Raw genomic sequence first — 22,296 nt, 5'->3', positions numbered from 1 at the left:
GTGTTGTCATTTCTTCTTATTCAGAATCTCGGCAAGAGCGGTATCTAGTGTACCGTATGTGAAAGTGAATCCTTCCCTCTCCATTCGTTCGGGAATCACCCAACGACTCTTGAGAACAAGTTCCGTCTCGGTCTGAATGAAACGTGCGCCCAGTTCAAGCATCCAGCGAGGAGAAGGTAGTCCGATCCGAACACCCATCTTTTCTCTCAGACGCGCCATTAGCTCCCGATTCGTCACCGGATGCGGAGAGGACGCATTGAACACACCATTCAAGTGTGGATGCTCTTGCATATAAATTACCATGCGGAAGAGATCCTCGATATGAATCCAGCTGAACTGCTGTGTTCCTGCGCCTTGCGATCCTCCCAGTCCAAAACGGACGAGGTTCGTCATGGGCACCATCACACCACCCTCGCCCAGCACAATCGCAATCCGCAGTGCAATCTGACGCGTAGACGGCAGACTGAATTCAAAGAAAGCCTGTTCCCATGCCTTGGCAACGTCGACCGAGAATCCGGAGCCAATCTCGCCCTCTTTTTCCGTCATGGGACGATCTTCAGCATGTCTGTATATGGTTGCTGTACTCGAATTAATCCATAGTTCGGGAGGATGATTACAAGCCAGGACGGCTTCGCCCAGAATGCGCGTTGTACGGGTTCTGGATTCCAGAATGACTTTGCGATTCTCCTCCGTATAACGGCAGTTCACCGATTTACCTGCCAGGTTAATTAACATCTCTGCTTCTTCCAGTGCCTCTACGATTCCTGCACGATCCTCCCAGGCAATATGACCGGGCTGACGCGAGATGATCAACACCTCATAACCCTGCTTCTTGAATCTTTGGGCAAAATCCTGTCCGACAAATCCCGTTCCACCAGCCAATACAACCTTCTTCACGGTATCCCCTCATTTCCCATACTGGGTAAAGAATTCGTAAGATATAGATTGGAATGTTTCTATGCATGCAAAATGCAGATATTAGCTTAAACACCGCCGGTGACCCGTTAGTTTGATTTATTTCGCACCCAGGGAGGCGTACAAGCGATCCCGCTCGTCGATAGCCCATGCGTGTGCAGGGTTTTGTTCCAGCTGATATCGGAGTTCATCATAAAAATCATGGATCATGAATCCGTCTGGCAGATTGCCAAGCATGGCTGTAAAGTTGTACTCGGGCAGTGTTCTCTTCCCTTCACTGATCTGCTTCAGCCAATCCATCCATTTTGCAAGAGTAAGCACTTCCTCCTGCCATAATTCAGCCTGTAACCCAAGCGCATCCTGAAGTTGCTCGTACGCCAATGGATCGACGAAGGCGCGGCAAGCCTGAACAGCCAGTTCATACAACTCGGTCACTGCACGGCGTACCTCATGCTCAAGTTCGACCTCCAAGCCTCCCATGTAATCCTGAACCTGAATGCTCTGTCCATCATCGTATAATAGCGGTGTCTGGGACAACAGGCGTACAATCTCTTCCATCTCGTGCATTGAAACTCGCTTCTGCTCATAGAGAGCAGGTAATTGATATGCTGTAATGATCATTCACTCCTACATCGTTCTTCTATTAATGACCTATATTATAACATGGTTTGGCAATCATCTATCAGGATAACTTGACTATCCACTACAAGTTGTAGTAGTTTATACGTACTACGTAGTGTAGTAATACGATCGTTATGGACGCATAACGATGTTAAGGAGTGTTCACGGTGAATCAGATTCAAAAATTATCCGAAACAGAAATGGAGTTAATGGTCGTTATATGGTCATGCGATCCACCCGTCACTTCAACAGAACTATTAGACATATTCGCTGAGAAGGGAAAAGCGTGGAAAGCGCAGACTATGTCTACTTTTTTGTCACGGTTGGTGGATAAAGGCGCACTTACCGTCACGAGACGTGGACGAACCAATGATTATGTACCTCTTCTACAGCCCGAAGATTACAAACTACAGGAAACGCAGCATGTTCTTGATGGACTCTATCAAGGTTCAGTCAAGAATTTGGTTTCGGCCATGTATGATGGCGACAAGCTTTCAGACGATGACATTTCAGAACTGAAAAAATGGCTTTCGGAAAAGTAGGTGCAGATGATGAACATCTTTTTTGAAATTCTGTGCAGCCTGACCGTGGCGGGAAGTATCGTTTCTGTTTGTATTTTGGCACTACGACTTATACCCGTATCTGTTTTTCCGACCAAGTGGCTCTACAGACTCGGTAAACTGGCTATCTTGTTTTATCTGTTCCCGGTATCTCTTGGCCTTTCATGGCTTTTGGATATGGCATTCCAAACGACATCAACTATACCGGGTACGGAGAATGCAGCATCTTCGGGCGGACTTGCAGGAACGTTTATCCCGGAACAAACCATCTCGGTAACCACAGCCTGGTTCTTGTTATTCGTATGGGGCATTGGAGTCATAGGTTTTTCTGCATGGCAGGTGTACTGTTATCGAAGATTTTTGAATGAACTATCTCGTACACGTACGCCAGTCCTCCGTCATAGTGAGGCAGCTATACAGCTACCATTAATCCAAGAGGCTTTGGGTCTCAAACGCAATATCACGCTTGCTCACAGCACCATAGTACGAAGCCCTATACTGGTTGGCTTGTTTAAACCAACGATATATCTGCCACCCGAAAATACGGTGAAAATGGACATCAGCATGGTAATTCATCATGAGTTGGTACATCTAAAACATAAAGATCTGTGGGTCAAGGCTTTGACATTGGGCGTTAATGCACTGCACTGGTTCAATCCCCTGATTCATATGATTCGCCGGGACATTCATACCTGGAGCGAGTTGGCCTGTGATGAAGATGTGGTGAAAGAGATGTCCCATGAAGAGCGAAGACGATATGGTGAGACAATTTTAAATGTGATGGCGGGAACCAAGAAAATACCTGCTCAATTTTGTTCGTCCCTATCGGGTGAAGGCAAACAATTAAAAAGGAGATTGATGATTATGTTTAATGTAAAGAAACTGAAAAAGAAACATTGGATGATAGGTATGGGAGCCCTCCTGCTTATTACAGGTGTAAGTACGTCCACCGCAGTATGGGCATCAAACCATACGGTTAAAGTAGAGGCTGAAGCTTCTGAAACTGTGCCTGTTCCTTCTACTGATGGATCTTCTGAAATCGTAGCTTCTCCCAACAAGGTCGGAATTTCCGAAGCTGTAACTGCTCCTTCTACTTCCGAAACTCCTGAAATCGTGGCTCTCCCTGAGGATGAAGTTTCCGAAGCTGTGCCAGTTCCGTCTGCTACTGTACCTTCTACTACTAAACCTTCTGAGGCTAAAGTTGTAGAAGCAGCAACTGTTCCTTCTACGGGTGGATCTCCTGAAATCGTATCCGTCCCTTCCGAGGCCCAGGTCACCAAAGCTGTACCTGTTCCTTCAGAAAAATAACCTATCTTTAAGAAGCAATAGCCACCTTATATGCAAACAGGATATGCAAACAAGACGAAGCATAGATCATAGATCTCCGCTTCGTCCTGTTTCCGTTTTTCTGTCATGTGCATTAGATAAATGTTTTGATCGTAGCAAAATATTCACGGATCATGTTGATGGGCTTCAGATATCCCGGTGACGGAGCCGATATGCCGTATTCTGCCGCATAACCGTTCTTGGCGGCGATGTATTTGGAACGGAACATATGATAGTCACTGGTGACAATCATGATCTCAGGGTGCTCTAACCCGGATTCAAGAATGATTTTTTTGGAAAAGGCCAAATTCTCCTGTGTACTTGTGGAGCGATCTTCCATAATGACTTGGGCGGGGGGAATCCCCTGTTCAATTAGATAGTTTTTCATGGCGAGCGCTTCGGGAATCGATTCCCCGGGTCCCTGTCCACCCGATACAATGACCGGTGTCTGAGGGTGACTACGAATGTAGTCCAGACTTGCATCTAACCTTTGTTTTAGGGTCAATGACAATTCCGTTCCACGGATGCCTGAACCCAGAATAATGACATAGTCCGCTTCTTCCGGATCATTCGCACCAAGCTGTGTGAATACAAGTGCTTCAATAATGACAAAAGAGACGGCAACCACGCCAAATCCGGTAAGGATAATCCGTTTCAAAATAACATGCTTCTGATAGTCAATCCGTCTTAGTACGATAAAAGCCACCGTGATCATTCCAAAAAACATGACTGCAAACCTTTGGCCCCAGAAGGCCAGAAATGCCACAAAACATGCCAACAGGACAAGATCAATGATCAGTCCATTTTTTTGTAAGAACTTTTTTATCAAATCCGTAGACACTCCTTCTTGTACCCACTATTCCGCAAATCACTTATTATTCAAGCTGTTATTATCGTTAGTTTCGGCCATTGTTCCTGCCAGCGCTTCTTCTGTACTCTCTGATTATAATAGTCAGCATCCGTGAAGAACGGACTTTTGCGGACTACGAGTTGATACAGATCATGCAAACCATGCGGAGCACAGATGTTCACCTGATCCTCTTCATCCAACTGTACTCCTATGGCAGTCACAACTTCTGGCCAATAGCGAAGCGCATCTTCAGTAGAATGATAAGGAACTGTGCCATTGCGCAGATGCATTCTCGCCTGATTTTTGACCGACCACTTGGCATTACCTGTCAACTCACGAAGCTGACGCTCCAACTGGATGTCTCGTTCCTCACGCAGGTCTGACGCATCATAATAAACAACATCAATATCGCTATGAAGTTCACGAAGAGCATATCCATGCAGAACATCCCAGATGTAATTACGAATATATCCTGCACCTATGTAACATTGTGGCAAATGGAGACTACGAACTCTCCGCAGGTCATGCATTAATTGCTCGTGTTTGATGATCGTCTGAATGAATGGGTCCTCATATAACATATCTGCCTCCTGCGGTTTACCTCATTGTCCTCTTATAGCTGTTAACCTTCATTCCAATATATCATGTTTACCTGGCTGCAATAAAATGAACAACGCTTGAACATCCTCTGTACAACTTCGAATCTCTGATTAATCACAACCAAATAACCCATAAACAGCTTCGGTTATCCGAGTGTTTACGGGCTACAATGATCGAGTTTGAAACGGTTAAAATTTATTTAATCGGTATCCAGATTTGCGGTGGTTGGTTCGGCCCAGGGTATACTTCCAGCTCTGGCATATACGCGTGCTCATAAGGATTGGATGGAAACCATTCCGAAATAATCTGTTTCCACAGAAGCTGCATGCTCTCCGGCATCGGGCCTTCTACTTCAAATATACTCCATTTGGAAGCAGGCATGGTGAAGCTTGATAATCCTTCCGGCACTTCACCGTCGTAAGCCGTAGCAATCCAGTATTCCATCTGCTTTTCCTTGATTTCGCTCTGATCCACAACGACGCCAAGTAACCCTGGAATATCCCCGTTGTTCAGTTCAAATAAACGCTCCTCTGTACCGCTCTTCCACGCTTCCTGCCACATTTTCCCGATCCCTTGCAAATGTTCTCCATCTACATATGAGAAAGCCTGCTTCACCCCCACTAATGTAAATTCGGGATGTTCAACAATTTTATATTTCATCGGTTCTGCTCCTTTTAGACTTACTTGAATAACCAGACGATTATACGATTGGACAGAGCTACTATTTTTGCGTGCCTCGCTTGGTGCGATGCCGTGTTGTCTCCGGAATGCTTTGGAGAAAGATTCGGGTGTGTCGTAACCATACTTGTGCGCCAGATCAATGATTTTGTGATCACTTTGCAGAAGTTCATGTGCCGCCAGTGTCAATCGTCTGCGTTTTATGTACTCAGCTACAGTAACATCTGTTAACAGGGCAAAGGTACGTTGAAAATGAAAAGGAGAGATATGGGCCTGCGCTGCAATCTGCTCCATCGTCATATTTTCGAGCAAGTGGTCTTCCATATATTGAATAGCGACCTGTAATGCGTTGATCCAGTTCATGTAATAATCACTCCTTGATGTCTAATATAACGGATAAACCACCCAAAAACCTGTCATGTTGTGCTCTCATATGTCCGGTTAATGTGCAAAGACGTTGTTCATATAACGCCCTGCCCAGGCTTTGAACTAACCAAAGACAAGGGAAGTCACAAAATTTGACAATGTAAACGATTTATTATAGCCTACGAGTATAATGATCGTTCTATCTTATTTTGAAGGGAGAGTATCATTGAATATGAGCAGCAAAAAAGAAATGCTTTTGAACGTGGCTGAAGAATTATTCTACCTTCACGGCTTCCATTCCATCGGCTTGAAGCGGATTATATCAGATGCCGGGATCGCCATCATGACGTTATATAACCATTTTGAGTCCAAGGATGATCTCATCGTCCAGGTGCTTCTGCGGCGCGAACAGCGTTATTTAGAACAGCTCAGGCAATATGCAAACAATACAACTCAACCCATGTTCCTCAATCTGGCTGAAGGACATGCAACCTGGCTGAAAGAACACGAATCAAGAGGGTGCTTATTTTTGCGCGCCAAAGAAGAATTCGGTGGTCATGCAGACCATATCATCGTGCAGACAGTGAATGCGCATAAAAGACATATGAGAACGTTAATCCAAACATTGGCGCCTGCTGCAAGTGATCGAGATCTATTGCAATTCTCCCTACTGCTGGAGGGTTCCACTGCACTCGCCGAGACAGAAAATGTAAATAACGTCTGCCGCGAACTGATCCATATGACGAAGAATAGTTTCAAGTAATGCCATTAAGGGTGAGTTAGTAGTTCAACTCACTTTTTTATTTAATGAGAAATATAATGATCGTTCTATCTAAAAGGCGGTGGATTTAATGAAAAAAATTATCTTTCCAGGCATTGCACTAATCGCTGTCTGTTATGCATTCGGGCGATTCAGTTATGGATTGTTTATGCCGGAAATTTCAGAAGCTTTACAACTGAACGATGCAGCGTCAGGTGCGATTAACTCCGGAACCTACATTGCTTATTGCTTGTCCCTTCTAAGTGCACCGCTGTTAATTAATCGCAAAGGGCATCATTATGTCATCCAATTGGCCGGGATCAGCGCTGTGCTCGGATTAATCGGGATTGCTCTTGCTCAGAATGCATGGGTCCTTGCATTCAGCGTATTTCTCGCCGGTTTGAGTACAGGATGGGCCTCTCCAGCACTCGGTAACACGGTTAACGCCGAGCTTGCACCCGATCTGCAAGCAAGAGGCAACAGCTGGATTAACACTGGAACCAGTTTCGGAATCGTTATATCCGGTCCACTCTACTGGCTGTTCACGGATTACTGGCGTCTAACCTACATCCTGTTTGCTGTAATCGGTGTTGTGGTTCTGGTGTGGAACAGACGTGTTATTCCACCTACAAAGACACTGCCTTGTACCAAATCCATCTGGACATGTATGAAACCAACCAGAGCGGGTTCTGCTTTGCTGATGGCTTGTCTGTTAACTGGTGTTAGTTCAGCGATCTACTGGACCTTTGCCCGAAACTTCCTCACAGACGAGAAAGGGGCCTCCGATTCGGAAGCCGTGTTGTTCTGGATTGTGATGGGGGTTATGGGGATACTCGGTGGATGTGCTGGTCGCATTATTGAACGTATTGAGATTGGGTGGTCCTACCGAATAGGCATACTGTTATTGGCGATCTCGCTGGGGGTAATCCTTCTTCCATCCATGACTGCCAGTCTCATCTCTGCGATCATATTTGGCAGCACATATATTTTCCTGACCAGTGTATTTATCGTTTGGGCAACGAGACTATTCAGGCCAAATGTGTCCATCGGAATTAGTCTTGCCTTTCTTGCTCTGGGTGTTGGACAATTCCTTGGCTCATCCATGGCAGGTTACACGATTGAAATGTTCTCCAATACAACAGCATTTCTGGCCTTTGCTGTACTCGGCCTGTTCGGATTGCTAATTCGGTTGAAATAAATGACAGAACAACCTTACGGTCACTGTTATTCTACCCGGCGAACACTTCCGGTCACCCCATGTTGAAGCTGTACATCTGTAAAAATAACCGTGGTCCCTTGCCCAATGGGGGATTGGGCCACAATGCCAACTTTGATCTCTTCCGGGCAGTCGAGGCCGAAATAACGAACCAGCTTCCACTTCTCTCCATCCTGAGAATAATGGAAAGCAAAGCTGTTGCCTGCCCGGGCTACACGTAAATAAGGCTTGTTAACGTCTACAGGTGCTGATACACAATCATCCGAGTTACCTCGAGTAACAACACTAAGAATAGACGGCTGTTCTTCAAAATACTCAAAGCAAACTTTAGCCCAATTCGTATCGTCCACCCTCACCATCAGGCAGCCCGAATCATACTGTTCTTTCATGTCCACCTGTACTCGAGTGACGATGCTGAAATCTCCCTTGACTATCGTATGTAAAAATGGAGCTGAGGCTTTCACCGGGTCACCTCCCGGATCAATGAAAAAGTCACTGATTGGCGAAACGGTTATCGTTACTTTGCCGTCTTCAATGTACCAATCTGCTGGCTCGTTCAGCCATCCCAGGTTGGCAGATAATGTTTGACCTGAACAATGTTCGAATAGATTCGTCATATGGCACACCCTTTGTCTGTGATTTTGAATTCGCTGAGTTCTCTGTTGTATTCGTGAAATAACGGAATTATCCTTTCGGATCAGTAAAAGGAAAAAAGCGACTCACATGAGTCGCTTGTAATCCTTTCACATATACATAATCGTATTCGGTATGTCATATCAATAGCACGCTATACCGGCAATACATCAAATGCACATCTGAAACCGATATGTCCGGTGGATGTGTCCGGCGTATTTGGAATCCTTGCTGCCACTCTGTACCGATTGCAATAAGAACGGTGGCACAGGTATGAACCGCCTTTTAACACCTTGCGAACTTCATTGGAAGTAATAACAGTCTTAGCAAGTATAGACTTCTCATGATCCGTAACATAGTTGTCAGCGCACCATTCCCATACATTACCTGACATGTTGTACAATCCATATCCGTTGGCAGGAAAGGATCGGGATGGAGCTGTACCCGCATAACCATCTGCGGCATTATTTTGAGTCGGAAAGGTCCCTTGCCAGATGTTGCACTGGTGTTGTCCATCCGGCCGAAGAACGTCGCCCCAGGGATATTTCTTCTGGATTAATCCACCTCGTGCCGCATATTCCCACTCTGCTTCTGTGGGCAGGCGCGTACCTGCCCAGCCACAATACGCGTTGGCATCGTTCCAGGAGATATGAATAGCGGGATGGTCAGCCCTCTCGTTCACATCGGAGTCAGGCCCTTCAGGATGAGCCCAGTCCGCACCTTCGACAACCCACCACCATGGCGTTGACTGCACCACGGTACGAACATGTGCAGACGTTTGCGGAGAAACGAACAGATGAAAAACGAAGGACCAGCCGAATCGCTCGGCCTCTGTTCGGTATCCTGTCTCCCTTACAAACTGTCCAAACTGTGCATTGGTCACCGTGCATTCATCCAGATAAAAGGAGTCTACCTGTGTTTCCCTGACAGGACCTTCCCCATCTCCTGCAAAAGCTTCAGGATCATTGGTACCCATAAGGAACCTTCCACCGTCAATTAATATGCTGTTCCTGTCGTTTCGCCCGGAGATGTATCTATCGTCCCCCGCCAGCGCACTAGGTGGTAGACGTTCAACGGAAAGTGAAAGTGCATGGTCGGACGCTGCACTCCTCTCACGGGAAGCCGTCGATTCAGGCGTATCCTCTGATTGAATTTTCACTTCCATCGTGCCGCTCCGACTTGCAGAACAACAGCAGGAAGTTTCCTTTTCAGGTATCTGACCATGCATCTGAAGCATCCCCTTCCCTTGGTTTAAGATTCCTGATCCCCATTGTACACGACAGGAAGAATGTCCGGAACGGTTGGTGTTGTCATTCCTTCACCCAGATAATAATCCGTCAACAAGGATTGCATATATCCTTTTACCGCTAGCCCATTGCGGTAGGCCGGGTTATGCGGCAACGTGTAGATGCGAACATCGGATGGTATCGTTGTTGTATACAGACGCAATGCTGTGAAATCACTCGTTTCATAGAGAATTTCCTCTCTCCAATCCCCCAGCAGATCGCCATAGAGCACAGGAGCATTTCTGGAATTCACGCGAACATCATCGGCTGTAAACAGACGTGCCGTCGTGTTCTGCTGCCAGTCCCACTTTTCCACAAAGTTCTTATCCAGCAGCTCGCCGAGCACATCACCATCCCACCAAATTCTGAAATTGGTTGAGGGCTGAACTGAACTAATCACTTCGCCATCCACATTGTAGATATTGCCTGAACTGGACCACATCTCAAGCCCATTGTGCGTTGGATCAATATCCGCCAGCGTTCCCCGTGCGACGTCCTGCGGAATTTCCCCTGTACGAATAATCTCGCCTGTCGCCGCATCGGCATAAAACCAAGGGAATTGATTGACGTTTCCGTTTTCCGCCTGCTGAATCCCGAATTGCTCCAACCCCGGTCGATCCGGATCAATGTCTGTAATGTGGAAACGATCCCCATGGACTACACCCGGCAGACTGTATAAGGTCTCTCCGTTATCATCCAGTGCCCAACCTCCGAATGACACCTCATCCTTCCCATCCCTGTCAAGATCAAGTATACGAATCTGGTGGAAAAACTCGCCATCCGCTCCAGCATGTCTCCAACGCTCGGTCAGGGCACCGTCTGCATAATCATAGGCTGATGTCACATATTGAAAGTTGCGGCTAAGCGCACGATTCTTGAGCGCCGTAATCAGGCTTGGATGTTCACCATCCAGATAAGCAATGCCAAAGTGCCCACTGAGGGGACCATCGACTGCATAATCATTGATTATCGTTGTGCGTGCCGCTTCTGTTCCGGTCCATCCATCCACGACGGAAACATATTGAGCACGCTCCGTTGTCGCAGGAACGACCTGACCATCTGCAAACGTTACCCCTTCAAAGGTACGTAGCAGTACTTCAGCCTTCCCGTCACTATCCAGATCAAATACCGTTATATTGTCGTTGTCCCGCCAGCCCCCAAGTCCAGCCACTCCAAATTCACTGACAGAAGCAGGCGGCGCATTATATGTATCTATCGTTGTGACACTGTATGGTCCCAGATCAATCCGCCACAGGAAACCTTCGGTCAGACTGTAGGCTTCCACATATTTATTGCCACCGGTCACCGGAATGCGAGTGACCACGTATTCATATTCCCCATCACCGTCCAGATCCCCAGGCCAGCCATGCTGCACAAAATAATCCGACGGATTGGATGTTATATTTTGCAATGGAATACTGAAGTAATAGCGGATCTCGGGATTGGCTGCCAATACAACCTCGGCACTCTCATCCTGTAATCTACCGTCTACATAAGACTTCACGATATACGTATGGCTCTGGGTTACATCTACATTCGTGTCCGTATAATTGGTTCCCTGCGTCAAAGGCTGGTCATTCAGCTTCACCTCTTCTGTACCCGTCCTACGATAGATATCAAATGTAACCTGCTGCGATTCGGTCCCAAGCAGACGCCAGCTCAAATATACCTTGTTTTCTCCCAGATATACGGCAGTAAGACCTCGTCCCAGATTTTCAACCAGACGTGGTGCAGACCCTTCTGTGGCATCTGCCTGAAGTACTCCCCCTCCCGGTGAAACAATGCCTGTCCATCCAATAACTCCACTTAACAGCAATGTGAATAGTACTTTTGTTCCTCTGGCAACAGTCGTTTTGGTTTTCATTTACAATTCCCCTCCATCGATTGGTTAGTATATGCGTACAAAAAAAGCAAAGCCTGTTATCTCTGTCCCTACGAGCCAGTCTAATGAGATCGACTGATCTGGTTCAGCAATAACTGCTTTGCCTCCGGTTGCCCGGTCAACATGGTCTATCTACCGCTCTAACGGCTTGGTTCCTCCACGATCATAGAAAAAGGGGCCTTTCGCCCAACTGACAGCCAGATGCATTAGCAGTTCGGTCTTTAATTGCTCCCGAATTACAGCATGCTGCTCCTCATCATACAGGTTCGTCCACTCATGAGGGTCAACCGTCAGGTGATACAATTCCCCCTTCGTTTCATGCACTCTGGATGCGGATTCCGCGACAGAGCCTTCCATGTACAGAATGAGCTTCCACTCCGCAGTCCGCCACATATAGGCTGGAGCCGAATGAGGTGCGGTTACCCCCTTCCCATGGAATTCACAGAACGTTCCGCGATGCCGGAGATCGCCCAGCAGATCGACACCAGGAAGCATCGGATTCGCTTCGAGTCCGGCTGCACGCGTCAATGTGGGCACCAGATCCACCAATTCCGCAGGCTCCTGATCAATCGTTCCGCGCTTCTGCTCCTGAATGTGGGTACCGGACAATATGAGCGGCACCCTTACACTGCTGTCATACAGATTATATTTGGTGAAGCGAAACTGTCGTTCCCCCAGCATCTCTCCATGATCCGAGACAAATACAATCAGCGCGTTCTCCAGCCTCCCATGGTTCTCCAACTTCTCCAAAGCGAGTCCAAAGTAATGATCGAGCCAGGAGCAATTCGCCCAGTATCTTAACGTGGTCCTCCTCCGCTCCTCCGAACTGCGCTGGTCCCATACCTTCTTCTTATCGAGGTACGACTGGCGACTACTCGAATTCAGTTCATCGGAAGCTGCCAGGTGAGTCTGCACTTCATCCTCCCACGGCGGTTGCGGGATATCCGGAATATCTTCCAGCCTGTACAGGTCTTCGAATGCTTTGGGCACATTGAACCCGGCATGTGGCTTCAGGAAAGACAGATAAAAAAATAACGGCCGCTCCGGGTCTATCCCTTCATCTAAAAATTGCAGCGCCTGTTCGGCTACCCAGCCATCCCGATGAAGATTCATCGGAATCTGACTCGTAAGCCCTGTATAACCATTGACATTTTCCTCACCGCTACCAAAATCCTTGGTCTCCTGATGGTAGGCTTCCAGTGCTTCGGGATGGGAGTCACCCATCATTGTCGCTCCCTGTTCATAATGACCACTTTGACGAGAAAGCCCGATGGATCTTACTTCGAACCCTCGCGTGGAAGGCTCATCTACGCCCTCGCTATGGTTCCAATGCGTTTTTCCGAATCCGGCTGTCTGATACCCTGCCCGATGCATCAACTCCGGCAAAGGTTCAGAGGGCAGCTTGTCTTCCTCGAACAATCCGCCATAATTTGTTCTAACCCCAAGCTGTGACGGATAATATCCCATCATCATGGAGCTTCGGCTCGGCGCACACATTGGCGATTGGCAGACCGCTTCTCGGAAAGTGATTCCCTCGGCTGCAAGTTTATCGAGATTCGGTGTATGAATATGTTCATTGAACGTTCCAATACAGTCCCATCGCTGCTGATCCGTCATGAGAAAAATAATATTTGGCTTGTCCTGTGACACGTCACATCCCACTCTCCTTTGGGCTGAAAACTAAGGCGTGATTTAAACGGAGCGGTTACCCCGATTGTGCCCGGTATGCTTGTGAATGTCTTCCCGGTAACGACTTGGCGTCGTTCCCTCACTTTTTTTGAACAAACGATTGAAGTAACTGGGCTGATAGCCCACCTGCTCCGCAATTTCACTGATCTTGACGTCTGTCGATTCAAGCAGCTCTTTGGCCCGGTGGAGCCTTACCTCAGTCAGATAGTCCACAAAGTTCTGCCCAAATGCCTGCTTGAATGCCCGGCTTAATGTGTAGGAATGAATTCCGTGAAGATCTGCCAATTCATCCAGCGATAACGCTTCTGCATACTGCTGCTCCGCATGCTCCTTCATCTGATGAACAGCCATCTGTATCTGCTTCTCTTCCTTGCCTGTGAATTCCTCTACGCATACGTGCACAATACGTTCTCTGAACCACAGGAACAGTTCATCCAGATCATGCAGTTGCAGCACCTCTTCATACATCCCTACACCAAACAGTTCAACGGGATCTTCCCCTAATTGCAAAAGGGTATGTTGTATGCGTGCCAGCAGTTGGAATAAAGCCTGACGAACATGCTTCTCTGGCGCTTCAGATCGGGCATACGTGCCTATAAATATGCTGAACTGTTCCAGAGCAGTGTCCTGTTCACCACTCCGTAATGCCGAGATGATGGCCTGCTCCAGCTCAAGCGGATATACTCCATGTTCATTCACATCCTGCTCTGCCTCCTCATTCATATCAATGATGGTCATATTGGGAGAGAACTGTCTTTTCCTCAACAAAGACCTTGATTCTCTAACCAGCTGTGGGATATGGGAGGCATCTGATGTAAGTTTGCTGATCGAAACTGTCATGCGAACGTTCCATTCCGACTGCACGGATTCCAGCCAATGCTGGGCCATACGAGATAATTCTTGCCTGAATCCAGGTGTCTCTGGCTGGACCTCTGGAGGGACAGCGAGCAACAGCGCAATGGACATGTCATGGTAATTGATTGTTTCGGCACGGTAAGGAAGTTCCTCCAACTGCCTGTTCAGAATATCGGTTGCGGCAAAACTGATCCACTCCTGAGACTCGCTCCGATTTCGCTCCTTAGCCCCATATAGAAGAACTGCACTCGGACGAATGTTTGCAAAAAGGATGATGAACTGTTCATCCCGAAGAACCCATCCTAGCTGTGCAAGGCGTTCCTTCCATTCATGGTCGGATGACAGTGACAGATGACCTAGAGTAAGCTGAACCAGCAAGCTTTCCCGAGCGAGTGGAAGTTGCTCTTCCAACCGTTGCTGCAACGATTCTCTCTCCTGATTAACGCCAATCCAGCGCTGTTCAATATGCTTGATTTCATCCAGTTGTACAGACTCATTCGAGCGGGTAGCAGCCGCAGACAACACTTTAGGAGTGGATGACACTTCTGGCGCTATAGCGTCGACCGATGCTCCAGCCAGGGTAAACATTTGCAGTAATCTCGTAAACGGTTTATAGAGCTGGAGCGAACCGACCCACGACAGGATCAGAGCTAGTATTAATCCTGATCCGTTGACGAGAAGGACGATTCGGGGTACAGACACAATCGGAGCTACAATTTCATTGAGGGGAACCGCAGACACATAAGTCCAATCGGTACCCAATCTGCGGAAGGTGCCCGATTGAACCGAGTAGGTCAATCCCTCATATTCCATCAGGAATGAAGACAGATTCCCTTTCAGGTTCAACATATGTTCACGGACAGCATGCTGTAATCCACCAAGTTCTTGCGCTTGTGGAAGCATGGGCTTGCCCTGCTCATCCAGCAAAAAAGTCGTCCCTCCATTATACGGAGACAAGGTCTGAAGCATGTTGCTCAATTGTTTGTTATCCAGCGTGACTGTTAGTGCCCCCAGACCATCGTCGCTTCCACCCGGAAGTCGATTCACCATCATCATGGATGTGCCCTCCATGGAGCGTGACCAATATGTTGTCTGGGGCTGATGAGTCAACCGTTCATACTTCTCGATCTCCCCAGCGTCTTTGATAAAATCATACCGTTCAGAATCCATCTTCACGGCCCGGGGTTCCCCCAGATACAATTGAACTTTACCGATCAATGTATTGGAATTCTGAATCATCAGCAGCAATCGGTACAGTTCATGCACCTGTTTATACTTGAATACAAAATCGAGCTCTTTCAGACGATTATCGAAAACCGGATCGAAGGCCCACTGCGAGAAGGTCAATTCAAGCGCATCCAATTGATCGCCAACCCACACGGTACGTTGTTCAAACTGATGCAGATGCGTTTGCTGCAAAATCTTTTCCATTTTGACGGTGACCCAGCCATACAACAGCACACCTGTAATGACTCCCGGAATGCAGGCGATAAACAGAATCATCATCAGGCTGCGTCTGAAATAACGCCCTTTGGGTAATGGGTCTGCTGTGCGCTTGAATATCATCTGTATGCCCTCCTTTCCGGGAATACCCGCCTGAATGCAGATTTACCCTTTGACCGAGCCGATCAGGGCTCCTTTGGCAAAATGCTTTTGTATAAACGGATACACTACCAGCACTGGCAAAATGGCTACAATGATCGCGGCCATCTTCAACATTTCTGTCGGCGGTGTCTCCACCTGCTGTCCAGGCGCAACCAGATCAATGTTGGATGCATTCAGCAGCATATTTTGCAGTAATACTTGAATGGGCCATTTCGCAGAATCGTTCAGATATAACAGTGCCGCGAAGAATTGATTCCAGTACCCTACAGCGAAAAACAATCCAAAGGCAGCAAGCGCAGGCATCGATAAGGGTAACACAATCATGTACCAGGTTCGGATGGCACTACAGCCATCAATGGATGCCGCTTCGCTGATCTCTGCGGGCAGGCTGTCGAAGAAATTTTTCATCAGCAACACCGTCCAGCCATTGGCAAGCGCAGGCAGGATCAGTGCCCAGATATTATTGATCAGCCCCAGTTCCCGTACCAGCAGGTAATTTGGAATGATGCCCGGGCTAAACAAGATGGTTAGTACAATCAGGAACATCAGTATTTTTCTGAATTGGAATCGCTTCTGGGACAGCGCATAAGCCAGAGAGGATGATACAGCCAGGCTGCACACCGTGCCGACGGTTGCCAGAAATGCACTGTTTCCCAGTGAGCGTGCAAAGGCAGGCGTGGATAACAAATACGTATAGGCTTCAACAGACCAGCGTTCCGGGAAGAGTACGATTTTCTTTTGCAAATACTCTCCGGGGTCCGTGAATGAAACGACGAAAACATAATATAGCGGGAAAAACATAACCACAGCCAATAGTCCAAGCGTAACCACATTCAGGGACTGTCCAATCCGCTCACTCCATTTCATGCGATGCATTCGAAACCTCCTCTCCATTGATTAATGGCTGGCCGGGTATGGGTAGGTACCGTAATGAACTAGTAGACGCCTTCCTGACCCATGCGCTTAACCACACGATTTGCGACAACGACCAGCACCAGGCCAATCACGGATTTGAACAGTCCAACCGCTGTACTGTAGCTGAAATCGCCCTGCTCGATCCCTGTGCGGTACACATAGGTGTCGAACACTTCGGCCACTTCAGATACAGCACCGTTGTACATGAGGAAGATTTGCTCAAACCCTACCTCCATGATGTCTCCCAGTCTTAAAATCAGGAGCACGAGGATGACACTGCGGATGGCAGGCAGCGTAATGTGCCAGATCTGGCGCAATCGTCCCGCTCCATCCATGCGTGCCGCCTCATACAGCTGAGTATCCACACTCGCCATGGCAGCCAGGAACACAATCGTGCCCCAACCAGCTTCCTTCCACATCGCTTGCAAGGTGACCATGATCCAGAAGCTGTCCGGATTCGTCAATATATCCACGCGGGGCCATCCCCATAAAGCAAATAACTCGTTAATCAGTCCCGTTCCTTTGGCGAACAGCAGCAGCGTTAGGCCGGCAATGATCACCCAAGAGAGGAAATGCGGCATGTAAATAATCGTTTGAATCAGTCTCTTATACGCCACACTTCGCAGTTCATTAAGTCCCAGGGAGATCAGGATCGGAAAAGGAAAGAATAAAATCAGATTGAGCAGGCTAATCGCCAGCGTATTTCGGAACAACAAGGCGAAGTCCGGATTACCAAAGAGTGCTGTAAAGTGTTGCAAGCCCACCCACTCACTGCCCTGAATCCCCCGAAAGGGCGAGTAATCCTGAAACGCAATAATGATGCCCCACATCGGGATGTATTTGAAAATGAGGAAGAACAATACGCCCGGCAGTGCCAGCAAATATAACGAACGGTCACGCCGAAGTGCGGACAGCAGGTTTAACCCTTTCTTTTTGGTTGAAGTCTGCTTCCCCTTAACCGTACTCATTCGTTGCTCATGGGTGCTCATGGTTTGCAGCCCCTTCCCTCAGATCACTGTCCATTTCTTTTCTTGTAGGCTTCGGTCATCTCATCATTCATCGCCTGGAAATTCGGATCATTCCGCAGGGTCTCTACAAACGCATCCCAAGCTTCAATCGGCTCCCGGCCCAAAATAATTTTTGCTTTTAGATCCTGGATCTTTTTGTTGAGTTCAGGCAGCACCTTCTGCCCGGTCTCGGATTGAAGGCCAGCGGCGAGATCCGCCACGCTCGTTTTGTCTCGCTCTGCCTCCACTTTTTTGAACAGTTCATTGGCCTGTGTCTCTTCATCCGTTTCACCCGTGGTATCCCAAGGCAGGTCGATGACGTTAACGATATGATTGAAATCCGACGCGTTATCCGCCGTCAACTTTTCACTACTCGCTACCTTTTTGCCATCGACCACTTCATAATGTGTACCTTCAATCCCGAACTGCTGGATTTCAAATACTTCCGGATTCATCCAGGTATCGACGAGTTGGAGAATTCGTTTCATCTTCTCTTCCGGCACACTGGCAGGGATCGCCAGAATACCGTTGTATCCCGAACCCTTCGGATTATATCCATTCAGATTGGTCAAAGGATAGAAATCCGTATATTTAAAAGAAGGATCGACCTTCTTCAGGTCATCGGCATAGATTTTGCGCATCGTGCCTGTCTTGTCTACGATAATACCCGCCTGATTGCGCTTGAACAGTTCTCTGGCCTGCGTCAGCTTGAGCGAAAGCAGATCTTCCGGCATCATGCCGCTGTTATAGGCTTTGGTTAGATATTGAAGGGATTCTTTCACCTCAGGCAACAGCTCCCTGTAGACCAGCTTCCCCTGAGACTCATCCCATTTCCAACTGCTATTGGTTCCGATAAAAGAACTCTCAATGGCACCCAGAACGGGGCCCAGATTACCTCCCCAGCCGAGATCATCGGGACTAATATACGCGGCAAGTGCTGTGGTATCTTTGGTTCCGTTACCATCAGGGTCCTGCTCTACAAAAGCCTCCATCACGTTGAACAACTCATCCGTGGTCTCCGGCACCTGCAAATTCAATCGGTCAAGCCAATCCTTGCGGATGATGAAAAAAGAATCTCCAGTGACTGGACGAGGCCGCGGGATACCATAATTGTTGCCGTCTGCTGCCTTGGTTGTATCCCAAGCTATATCGGGAATGCCTCCGCTGAGATTCGGATAGTCCTTGATATAAGGGGTAATGTCCCAGAAAGCACCTTGTTTGACCATCTTGGTGAAAGTACTTCCAAACGGATCATTAATCATGATCAGATCAGGTATATCCCCGGAAGCCAGGGTCAGATTGAGCTTGTCACCATAGATATTGTTGGAGACCCACTGGATGTTCATTTTGGAGTTAGTCGCTTCTTCAATGGCGCGTTTGATTACATTATCATCAGCAGCGGGGACGGCACTCGGCGTGATGGTCATAATACTGACTTCCAACGGATCGTCGGCATTGCCGCTGCTGCCACTTCCCTGTCCTTCCTCTTTACTTCCGCATGCACTGAGCACCACGGACATGACCATGACAACCGATATGATCCAGGTCAGATTACGGGTGTTGCGTTTCCCCACTTTTTGCATAGGCTTTCCCATCCTCCTTAGTCTCTTAAACCTATAGTCTTAATCGGATTAACGGTTAAAAAAGGGGCTTTGACAGGACTTTGAAGAAGATTCTTCTTGACCGGTCAAAGCTTTCACTCACTATAACGAACACCCGTATTTCCTGCAATTGCACTTTTTTGCACCTGTTAGAAACGTTAGAAAATGCGCCCTAAACCTGCTCATCTCAACAATAGGGTCTGACAATGCGCTCATCCCATACTTGTACTTCAATATATCGTTCGGTATCCAGATTCGTTAGTCATAGTGTACATCATGCCAACATTTATGGAAATATCTGTAGCGAAATATTACCCGTAGATAAAGTTACACTTGAGCACTTCAATTGCTCGGGGGAATTTACTATTATTAAGGAAATATTACCCAATAAGTGGTAGACTAATAAAAAGTATTTATCTTCAGCGGGCTTAAAGGGAGGTTGTATTATGTTTGGTGTTAACGTGAAAAAAATAGAAGATCAACTGGTCATCCGTTGGCAGTTCTCCAAAATTGAAATTCCCATCGCACATATCACATCGGTCACCCTGGATGATACGTACGGTGGCAGCGAACCATACGCCATTCGGATCGGTCCAGTCAATGGCACAAGCGAAAGGATTCTGATCCGCACGGTTAATCAATCGTACATTTTATTCACTTCCAGCGTGACTTTACATACCAATATCCAAGCTATGTTGCACCCGTCAAACTAGATTGTTGTTCAACTTCTCATGTTTCAGGGATGAAGCGTTCCATTAACATATGTGCGCTACCAACAAATGAAGCGTTAATATTCGCATGAATTCTTACAGCGAATACTAACGCTTCATTGATTCCAATTCAAGTTGGAAGTGGGGTTCTTATAGCCAACTCCACTTCGGTAACTGATCGAGCGTAATAACCTCTGCGCTATGGTACACTTCCTTCAAAAATGCCACATCATTATGCGTCCCGTCTCTCAGGAATCCACCTGTCCAGGTACAGAACCAACTCCAGTGTACATCCTGCTCCTTCATCAACTTAGGGTCCGGGATGGAGCCGTTCTCGGCCAGAGCAATGATTTTGCTATCCTTCACAAGCTCACTCAGGTTGGTGTAACGCGCAGCCAACGGGCTGTGATCTCCTGCTTCAGGGTATACATCCACACTGACAATATCCACGACATCATCACCGGGATACCATTCCGGTTTTTCCGAGTTCCAAACCCAGATAAGATTGTGCAGCTGATGTTCTTGAACCAATCGATCATACAACAAACGATATAACTGTTTGGCAGGTTCAGGACCTTTCGCTCCCCACCAGAACCAGCCACCCTCCGCTTCATGAAGTGGTCGGAATAATACAGGTACACCCGCATCCTTCAACTCTTGCAAGTGGGCTGCAATCGCATCGATATCCCGAATCAATAACCGATATGCTTCCGATTCAGTATCAGCTAGCGCGGAGGCAATATCATAGGTTGTCGCATCCGTATAGAACCCCCGCCACCACTCTTTACCTGGTTCATCGATCAGATCCGTTGGTGCGTTCCAGTGCCAGCATAGCGTCACGATCCCGCCTTGTTTGTGCCAGTCTATCGCATCCCGAATCTCCTGGGAGACCGCACCACGCTCTGTTCTTGATGGCGAATATTCCATGAGATCAAAGCCAATCACAGCTGGCTTCTGGCCTGTATTTTCATTAATCCAGTTCAGATTGCTGTAGTCCTGCTGACCTGACAACATCCCTTTTCCATAACGCTCAACCAGAAACGTCATTAGTTCTCTCGCTTCAGGTGTCGCTGCTTCATTCACCGGAACACTGCTGATCTCACGCACTGTCATCTCTACACCTCCAATTGGGTTTACCTGTCCCTAGCCCTCTCTCTAAACAAAAAACATGAGATCACAAATATGCCGCGATCCATATAGCAACTGGCTTAACCCACAACACCAGAACGTTCAATACTCTCCACAAAATAACGCTGCACGAATAAGTACAAAATAATCAGCGGTGCAATCGCCAGTAAAATGCCTGTATCCACGATCATGGCCACATAGTTCGGATCGGCCTTAATGCCCGAGTTCGAACCAAATCCCATCAGTTGCGGGATCAACTGGTTCGCCTGAGCAGGCAAGGAAGCCACTTTCAACGAGATCAGTGGACTTTCACTCATGAATAATGCCGAATAGAATGTATCGTTATACTGCCATACAAACGAGAACAGAATGACCGTAATCAGCGGTGAGATCGCATTGGGCAGCATGATTCGAGCAAACGTTTTGAATCCGCCTGCGCCGTCAATCAGGGCAGCCTCCTCGATTTCCTTCGGCATTCCCTTGAAGAACTGGCGGAAAATATAGATGAACAATCCCGCCTTCAGCCCTCCCGCTGTAGCGGCCGTAATCATAGAAGGCCAATACGTATTCAGCAGATTGATGCCATTCTTTCCCGTGAACAACTGGATAATGCCCAGAAAGTCAAAGCTGCGGAAATGCAGATACATCGGCACCATAAGTGTGCTTGTCGGTACCAGAATCGTGAGAATCACCAGCACAAAGAGCACATTGCTACCCGGAAATGAAAACCGGGCGAAGCCGTAGCCGGCAAGCGCACAGGACATGGCTGTCAGAAGTGTTGTGATCGTAACGAACAATAAGGTGTTCGCGAGCAAAGGCAGGTAATCCATCACTTGCGCCGCAAGCCGGATATTATCCAATGTAACGTGCTGAGGAATCATATAGATCGTCGGATTATAGATATCCTGCTTATCCTTGAACGCAACTGACACTTTGAGAAATAAAGGGTACAAAATAATAAATGAAATGCCGATGACCAAAGCATATCTGAATATGGAATAGAGAAGGTCCGATGTTTTGTTTCGCACCCGCTGCATGTGATAATTCTGCTTAGGAACTACTACCATGCGATCTGTCCCTGATGCAGCCATAA

General features: G+C 47.5%; 20 protein-coding genes. 5 read left to right on the top strand and 15 right to left on the bottom strand.

Annotated elements, in window-relative coordinates:
* Positions 1-6: 6 nt before the first annotated feature.
* Both NZ043_RS17810 and NZ043_RS17805 read right to left on the bottom strand, forming a co-directional pair.
* The gene (locus NZ043_RS17810) at positions 7-897 is read right to left on the bottom strand and encodes a TIGR01777 family oxidoreductase (RefSeq protein ID WP_249911303.1); all 891 of its coding nucleotides are present in this window, start codon (positions 895-897) and stop codon (positions 7-9) included.
* 117 nt (positions 898-1,014) lie between these two features.
* Entirely contained in the window at positions 1,015-1,536 is a 522-nt protein-coding gene (locus tag NZ043_RS17805) for a hypothetical protein (RefSeq protein WP_091032932.1), read from the bottom strand.
* 167 nt (positions 1,537-1,703) lie between these two features.
* On the opposite strand from NZ043_RS17805, the gene NZ043_RS17800 reads away from it, so the two are divergent.
* Both NZ043_RS17800 and NZ043_RS17795 read left to right on the top strand, forming a co-directional pair.
* Complete coding sequence (locus tag NZ043_RS17800; RefSeq protein WP_076209251.1) at positions 1,704-2,078, top strand: BlaI/MecI/CopY family transcriptional regulator; 375 nt, start codon at positions 1,704-1,706, stop codon at positions 2,076-2,078.
* A gap of 6 nt (positions 2,079-2,084) precedes the next feature.
* Positions 2,085-3,404, top strand: coding sequence for a M56 family metallopeptidase (locus NZ043_RS17795; RefSeq protein WP_339309009.1), 1,320 nt, complete (start codon positions 2,085-2,087; stop codon positions 3,402-3,404).
* A gap of 112 nt (positions 3,405-3,516) precedes the next feature.
* Here NZ043_RS17795 and NZ043_RS17790 read toward each other — a convergent pair whose 3' ends face one another.
* The 3 genes from NZ043_RS17790 to NZ043_RS17780 all read right to left on the bottom strand — a co-directional run bounded on the left by NZ043_RS17790 (position 3,517) and on the right by NZ043_RS17780 (position 5,913).
* Entirely contained in the window at positions 3,517-4,251 is a 735-nt protein-coding gene (locus NZ043_RS17790) for a YdcF family protein (RefSeq protein ID WP_133384092.1), read from the bottom strand.
* A 50-nt stretch (positions 4,252-4,301) separates the two neighbouring features.
* Positions 4,302-4,853, bottom strand: coding sequence for a nucleotidyltransferase family protein (locus NZ043_RS17785; protein WP_289391802.1), 552 nt, complete (start codon positions 4,851-4,853; stop codon positions 4,302-4,304).
* Positions 4,854-5,067: 214 nt separating this feature from the next.
* A complete protein-coding gene (locus NZ043_RS17780; protein ID WP_091032940.1) occupies positions 5,068-5,913 on the bottom strand; it encodes an AraC family transcriptional regulator in 846 nt (281 codons plus the stop codon).
* A 235-nt stretch (positions 5,914-6,148) separates the two neighbouring features.
* Here NZ043_RS17780 and NZ043_RS17775 point away from each other — a divergent pair, with 235 nt between their 5' ends.
* A complete protein-coding gene (locus NZ043_RS17775) occupies positions 6,149-6,679 on the top strand; it encodes a TetR/AcrR family transcriptional regulator (protein ID WP_091032943.1) in 531 nt (176 codons plus the stop codon).
* Positions 6,680-6,767: 88 nt separating this feature from the next.
* Positions 6,768-7,874, top strand: a complete 1,107-nt coding sequence (locus NZ043_RS17770) for an MFS transporter (protein ID WP_339309008.1) — start codon at positions 6,768-6,770, stop codon at positions 7,872-7,874.
* 26 nt (positions 7,875-7,900) lie between these two features.
* Here the strand turns inward: NZ043_RS17770 and NZ043_RS17765 are convergent, their stop codons facing one another.
* The 8 genes from NZ043_RS17765 to NZ043_RS17730 form a co-directional block, all read right to left on the bottom strand.
* The gene (locus tag NZ043_RS17765) at positions 7,901-8,509 is read right to left on the bottom strand and encodes a DUF1349 domain-containing protein (RefSeq protein WP_339309007.1); all 609 of its coding nucleotides are present in this window, start codon (positions 8,507-8,509) and stop codon (positions 7,901-7,903) included.
* A 170-nt stretch (positions 8,510-8,679) separates the two neighbouring features.
* Positions 8,680-9,690 (bottom strand): formylglycine-generating enzyme family protein, encoded by a 1,011-nt coding sequence (locus tag NZ043_RS17760; protein ID WP_339309006.1) that lies wholly within the window; start codon positions 9,688-9,690, stop codon positions 8,680-8,682.
* 86 nt (positions 9,691-9,776) lie between these two features.
* Positions 9,777-11,675: a hypothetical protein gene (locus NZ043_RS17755; protein ID WP_339309005.1), complete on the bottom strand. Its 1,899-nt coding sequence runs from the start codon at positions 11,673-11,675 to the stop codon at positions 9,777-9,779.
* 150 nt (positions 11,676-11,825) lie between these two features.
* Positions 11,826-13,343 carry a sulfatase-like hydrolase/transferase gene (locus tag NZ043_RS17750; protein ID WP_339309004.1) on the bottom strand — a complete coding sequence of 506 codons (1,518 nt, stop codon included), beginning with the start codon at positions 13,341-13,343 and terminating at the stop codon, positions 11,826-11,828.
* A 42-nt stretch (positions 13,344-13,385) separates the two neighbouring features.
* Positions 13,386-15,803 carry an AraC family transcriptional regulator gene (locus NZ043_RS17745; RefSeq protein WP_339309003.1) on the bottom strand — a complete coding sequence of 806 codons (2,418 nt, stop codon included), beginning with the start codon at positions 15,801-15,803 and terminating at the stop codon, positions 13,386-13,388.
* 42 nt (positions 15,804-15,845) lie between these two features.
* Positions 15,846-16,709 carry a carbohydrate ABC transporter permease gene (locus NZ043_RS17740; RefSeq protein ID WP_091035055.1) on the bottom strand — a complete coding sequence of 288 codons (864 nt, stop codon included), beginning with the start codon at positions 16,707-16,709 and terminating at the stop codon, positions 15,846-15,848.
* A gap of 68 nt (positions 16,710-16,777) precedes the next feature.
* Positions 16,778-17,725, bottom strand: coding sequence for an ABC transporter permease subunit (locus tag NZ043_RS17735; RefSeq protein ID WP_091035058.1), 948 nt, complete (start codon positions 17,723-17,725; stop codon positions 16,778-16,780).
* Positions 17,726-17,769: 44 nt separating this feature from the next.
* Positions 17,770-19,347 carry an extracellular solute-binding protein gene (locus NZ043_RS17730; RefSeq protein ID WP_339309002.1) on the bottom strand — a complete coding sequence of 526 codons (1,578 nt, stop codon included), beginning with the start codon at positions 19,345-19,347 and terminating at the stop codon, positions 17,770-17,772.
* A gap of 464 nt (positions 19,348-19,811) precedes the next feature.
* On the opposite strand from NZ043_RS17730, the gene NZ043_RS17725 reads away from it, so the two are divergent.
* A complete protein-coding gene (locus NZ043_RS17725) occupies positions 19,812-20,078 on the top strand; it encodes a hypothetical protein (protein WP_339309001.1) in 267 nt (88 codons plus the stop codon).
* A 147-nt stretch (positions 20,079-20,225) separates the two neighbouring features.
* On the opposite strand, the gene NZ043_RS17720 is transcribed toward NZ043_RS17725, so the two are convergent.
* Both NZ043_RS17720 and NZ043_RS17715 read right to left on the bottom strand, forming a co-directional pair.
* A complete protein-coding gene (locus tag NZ043_RS17720; RefSeq protein WP_339309000.1) occupies positions 20,226-21,188 on the bottom strand; it encodes a glycosyl hydrolase in 963 nt (320 codons plus the stop codon).
* A 95-nt stretch (positions 21,189-21,283) separates the two neighbouring features.
* A complete protein-coding gene (locus tag NZ043_RS17715; protein ID WP_339308999.1) occupies positions 21,284-22,294 on the bottom strand; it encodes a carbohydrate ABC transporter permease in 1,011 nt (336 codons plus the stop codon).
* Positions 22,295-22,296 lie beyond the last annotated feature (2 nt).

The organism is Paenibacillus sp. FSL k6-2145, from assembly GCF_037976585.1.
Classification (GTDB): domain Bacteria; phylum Bacillota; class Bacilli; order Paenibacillales; family Paenibacillaceae; genus Paenibacillus.
Note: the sequence above shows the minus strand (reverse complement) of the source record. Positions and strands in the feature narration are given on the sequence as shown.

Coding starts and splice junctions, on each gene's coding strand:
- NZ043_RS17805 (WP_091032932.1), bottom strand. CDS start 1,536: ATGATCATTACAGCATATCAATTACCTGCTCTCTATGAGCAGAAGCGA.
- NZ043_RS17795 (WP_339309009.1), top strand. CDS start 2,085: ATGATGAACATCTTTTTTGAAATTCTGTGCAGCCTGACCGTGGCGGGA.
- NZ043_RS17785 (WP_289391802.1), bottom strand. CDS start 4,853: ATGTTATATGAGGACCCATTCATTCAGACGATCATCAAACACGAGCAA.
- NZ043_RS17780 (WP_091032940.1), bottom strand. CDS start 5,913: ATGAACTGGATCAACGCATTACAGGTCGCTATTCAATATATGGAAGAC.
- NZ043_RS17775 (WP_091032943.1), top strand. CDS start 6,149: ATGAGCAGCAAAAAAGAAATGCTTTTGAACGTGGCTGAAGAATTATTC.
- NZ043_RS17770 (WP_339309008.1), top strand. CDS start 6,768: ATGAAAAAAATTATCTTTCCAGGCATTGCACTAATCGCTGTCTGTTAT.
- NZ043_RS17765 (WP_339309007.1), bottom strand. CDS start 8,509: ATGACGAATCTATTCGAACATTGTTCAGGTCAAACATTATCTGCCAAC.
- NZ043_RS17760 (WP_339309006.1), bottom strand. CDS start 9,690: ATGGAAGTGAAAATTCAATCAGAGGATACGCCTGAATCGACGGCTTCC.
- NZ043_RS17755 (WP_339309005.1), bottom strand. CDS start 11,675: ATGAAAACCAAAACGACTGTTGCCAGAGGAACAAAAGTACTATTCACA.
- NZ043_RS17745 (WP_339309003.1), bottom strand. CDS start 15,803: ATGATATTCAAGCGCACAGCAGACCCATTACCCAAAGGGCGTTATTTC.
- NZ043_RS17740 (WP_091035055.1), bottom strand. CDS start 16,709: ATGAAATGGAGTGAGCGGATTGGACAGTCCCTGAATGTGGTTACGCTT.
- NZ043_RS17735 (WP_091035058.1), bottom strand. CDS start 17,725: ATGAGTACGGTTAAGGGGAAGCAGACTTCAACCAAAAAGAAAGGGTTA.
- NZ043_RS17730 (WP_339309002.1), bottom strand. CDS start 19,347: ATGCAAAAAGTGGGGAAACGCAACACCCGTAATCTGACCTGGATCATA.
- NZ043_RS17725 (WP_339309001.1), top strand. CDS start 19,812: ATGTTTGGTGTTAACGTGAAAAAAATAGAAGATCAACTGGTCATCCGT.
- NZ043_RS17720 (WP_339309000.1), bottom strand. CDS start 21,188: ATGACAGTGCGTGAGATCAGCAGTGTTCCGGTGAATGAAGCAGCGACA.
- NZ043_RS17715 (WP_339308999.1), bottom strand. CDS start 22,294: ATGGCTGCATCAGGGACAGATCGCATGGTAGTAGTTCCTAAGCAGAAT.